This is a genomic window from Clostridia bacterium, assembly GCA_012841935.1.
In the GTDB taxonomy this organism is placed as follows: Bacteria; Bacillota; Peptococcia; order DRI-13; family DTU073; genus DUTS01.
In genome coordinates, this window is sequence record DUTS01000032.1 from 1 (window position 1) to 3,940 (window position 3,940).

Annotated in this window: 3 protein-coding genes; all 3 read left to right on the top strand. The window is 35.0% G+C overall.

Features of this window, described 5'->3' with window-relative positions:
• Positions 1 to 105 precede the first annotated feature (105 nt).
• Complete coding sequence (locus tag GX687_01785; protein ID HHX96181.1) at positions 106 to 2,187, top strand: hypothetical protein; 2,082 nt, start codon at positions 106 to 108, stop codon at positions 2,185 to 2,187.
• A gap of 27 nt (positions 2,188 to 2,214) precedes the next feature.
• Positions 2,215 to 3,459, top strand: a complete 1,245-nt coding sequence (locus GX687_01790) for a hypothetical protein (GenBank protein ID HHX96182.1) — start codon at positions 2,215 to 2,217, stop codon at positions 3,457 to 3,459.
• Positions 3,460 to 3,473: 14 nt separating this feature from the next.
• Positions 3,474 to 3,940 (top strand): DegT/DnrJ/EryC1/StrS aminotransferase family protein (locus GX687_01795; GenBank protein HHX96183.1); only part of this gene is annotated, 467 nt, incomplete at its 3' end.

A 3,940-nucleotide genomic window follows, 5' to 3' on the forward strand; every position in this document is an offset into this window, starting at 1 on the left:
AATAGAAGCATAATTATAAGCCCCCGTTAAAAATCGGGGGCTTATTTTAAATAGGTGATGAACATGGCGAAAGAGTTAATAAAAAAGGGAGGCTATTACCTTTTTTTGTGCTTCTTGTTTATAGCCCCTTTAAATCAGGGTCTTTTCTATGAAAAACAGTTTTATCCCTTGGCTATAGTTTTAGCTATATTGGCTTTGATTTTTATTTATCAAACTAAGCATAAATTTAGTTATCCAGAAGTAGGCTTATTGTTACTTACGCTAATTTACTTTGTTAGTTTTTTAAAGGCCGCTTCTCCTCATGCTGCTTATTTAGGTTTTTTAAAATATGTCTTTTATTATTTGGCTCTTGTCTTAACAAATTGTTTAGTTAAGGATAAACAAGCTATATTATTGGTAATGATTAGTGCTGTTTCTTTAGGTACACTTGCTGTTATTTTTTCGCAGGCTCAAATTATAGAAACTACAGGTTTAATTATTGGGGGACGCTTTAGTTCTACATTTCATTATCCCAATACATATGCCGCTGTTTTGGCAGCTATGGTTCCTTTAATCATTAGCCTTTTAATTAAAAGTAAACAGCGGGTTTTTAAACAAGTATTGCTTTTTTTCTTATTTCTACACACCACAGCTTTTTATGCTGCTTTATCCCGGGGTGCACTTTTGGTATATTTACCGGCACTGCTTTTACTTATTATTTGGGTAGCAAAGGAATACAAGCCCCTTATCTATAATCTCATTTTAATTAATGGTTTAGGATTACTTTCAGCTAATTTTATAATGGCTCATCCCGGCATTAAAACTATTTTAGTGCTGCTTTTAGGTGGGGGTGTGGTTTTACTTTTTGATTGGTGGCAGGAAAAAAGATCTTTCCCTCTAGGTATTTTAATCACCTTAATTTTAATTACTGTTCTATTTACACAGGGGACTACTTTGACACAATTAAGTAGATTAAAAAATATTAGTTGGGGAACTTCTAGTGTGGCTTCTCGCCTCTATTTTTTTGAAGATGCCTTTCTCTTGTTTAAGAAGCATTGGCTAATTGGTTGTGGGGCCGGTGGGTGGGAGGCTTTATATCGAACTATTCAGGGCCATTTATATGACAGCACTGAAGTCCATAATGGGGTTTTACAGATTATGGTGGAAAGCGGTCTGCTTGGTGTCAGCTTGTTTTTAAGTCTTTTTTTATTTCTTCTTGGTCAGCAAGTTTGGCATCAGAGAAAAAAAATAGGCACACTTGAAGAAAAACTTATTCTTTTAGCTATTTTCATTATTTTTTTTCATTCCCTACTTGATTTTGATTTAACTGTAACTGCAGTGCCCCTCTATCTCTTTGTTTTAATTGGTTTACTTGGTGGTAAATTAAAATGCCCAGGCAGACAGTTCTTCAAAGGCATTTCACTATTTTTAGCCTTCATTCTATTAATTTCCGCCTGTAGTTTTTATGGGGCACATTTGATAGCACAGGGGGCGATTAAGGAGCTGAATAAAAACAAGGTGCTTTCCCGGGCGGAAATTATTAAATATGAGGGGGATTTAACATGGGCTCGCAAACTAGCTCCTTTAGCTCCCCTTTACCCCGCTTATTTGGGTCAGCTAAAAATAGTTAAAGGGGAGATAGAAGCTGGACTAGTAATTTTAGATGAAGTAATTAGTCTTGAACCCTATAAATATAAGTCATATTTAACTAAAGCTTCGGCTTTGGTACAATTACAACAAAGAGAGGCAGCTATCCCTTATTTTGAAAAAATAATTACCTTGATGCCCAAACAGCATACCGGTTATGAGTTTGCTTTGGAAAATTATGTACAGTTGGCTCTGAAAACAGGAAAACATGATTATTTAGTGTTAGCCCAAGAGGTTTATTTGCGTGCCGAAAAGCAAATGCAATCGGTAAAGCCAAAGCGTTTACCTTATTGGCAGCAGGAAAAATTAACTGAATCGGCATTTACTAATTTTTATGCTGGGGTTGCAGCCGGTCTAGCCGCAGACTATTATCAGGCTGAAGAGTTTTTTACCCAGGCCTTAAAAAAAGCCAAAGGTGATGCACGTGAGGAAATTAAGGTTTGGCAGGCTGTAGTCCGTGAAAAAAGGGGACTGCCGAGGGGGAGTAAGGTTCCTGAGGAAAAAGCTGTAGAAATTTGCGGACTAATTCAAGATTTTGTGATAAAATCAGAAGGGAAGTAAAGTTATGTCTAGAAGAGAGGGATAGAGATGGAGGAAGAAATTAGTTTAAGGGAATTAATTGAAATAATTTTAAGGGGTAAATGGTTAATTATTATGTTTACCTTACTAGCTATGATAATTAGTATTATCTTTAGTTTTTGGATTGTTAAGCCTACATATGAAGCAAAAACTATTTTAGCGGCTAATCAAATAGAGGTACCGCAAACTTCTAAAGAGGGATTGGAAAGTTTAGTTGATACTTTTTCTGGTATGCCTCGGATAAATATTCAGTCTTATATTGCTCAAGCAAAATCCACAGCTGTTTTAACTAAAATTATGGAATATTTGAATCTTGATCCAAGCGAAATTTCACTTCCCGCCTTTGCCGATAAAATTACAATTACTAATATTAAAGATACGGAACTATTAGAAATAAGGGTAAAGGATAATTCACCAGAAAAGGCAGCACAAATTGCGAATATAGTTGCTGAAGAATTAATACAATTTATTGCCGATAAGAATAAATCTAAAACTCAAAATGCCTTGGCTTTTTTAGAAAAGCAAGTTGATGAGGAAGAGCATAAATTAGCTTCTAGTGTTGAGGAAATGAAACAGTTTTTACAACAGTCAGATACGGTAGCTGAATTGCAAGCTGAATTACAGACTAATTTAGATCTCCTTTCTACTTTTCAGGCTAGAAAAGTAAATTTGGATGTAAATATTAATAAATCTTTAGCTAAAATTGAGACAATGGATGCTCAATTATCTAAGGTGCCGGAAAAAATAGAATTAAAGAAAAGTCTTTTTGAGGAACCTGGTTTAGCTCAATTGTATGGTGAGACTAAAGAGGTAGAATTATATAGTGAAGAAATTAACCCTGTTTACATAAATTTACGTAATGGCTTAGAAACCGAAAAGGCTACTTACGCCGAATTTATAACGGAGAAAAATTCCCTTGAAACCGAAATAGCCGCTATCAGTAAAAGGATAAAAAGTATCCAGGTAAAATTAGCTGATAGGCAAACTCGAATGGAACAATTACAAACACAAATCGATACCACCAGGGAAAATTATAAGGTATTTAACAACAAATATACGGAATCACAAGTTAGTGAAGCCATGAAGATTAATGAGGCTGCTTTAATGATTGTTTCACCGGCACATGAACCAACAGTGCCTATCGCACCCAAGAAATCCTTAAATTTAGCTGTAGCTACCTGCCTAGGCTTAATGTTGGGTGTATTTGTGGTGTTGTTTCGCTCTTATTGGGTAGGTTCAGCTTTGGATGTATAAATATGGGGTAAAGGATGTTTTTAATTATGAAGGATATAAGAAAAATACCTTTTTCACCACCTGATATATCTTCATTAGAAATTGAAAAAGTATTAGGGGTGTTGAAATCCGGTTGGCTTACTACTGGATCTAAAACAAAGGAATTAGAAAGGCAAATTGCTAAATATATTGGCGTTAACAAGGCTGTATGTTTAAATTCGGCAACTTCTGCTATGGAGTTAGTATTAAGATTATTGGACATTGGTCCAGGTGATGAAGTAATTACAACTACTTATACGTATACAGCTACTGCCGCTATTATTAAGCATGTCGGGGCTAAGATAGTATTTGTTGACAATGCACCGAATTCTTTTGAAATGGATTATACAAAATTAGCTGAAGCCATAACTTCTAAAACAAAAATGATTATTGCCGTTGATATTGCTGGTAAAATGTGTGATTACAGGACATTATACGAGGTTGTAAAAAATAAGCAAAGTAT

Excerpts from the sequence above, each read along its gene's own strand:
- GX687_01790 (HHX96182.1), top strand. The coding sequence starts at position 2,215 with ATGGAGGAAGAAATTAGTTTAAGGGAATTAATTGAAATAATTTTAAGG.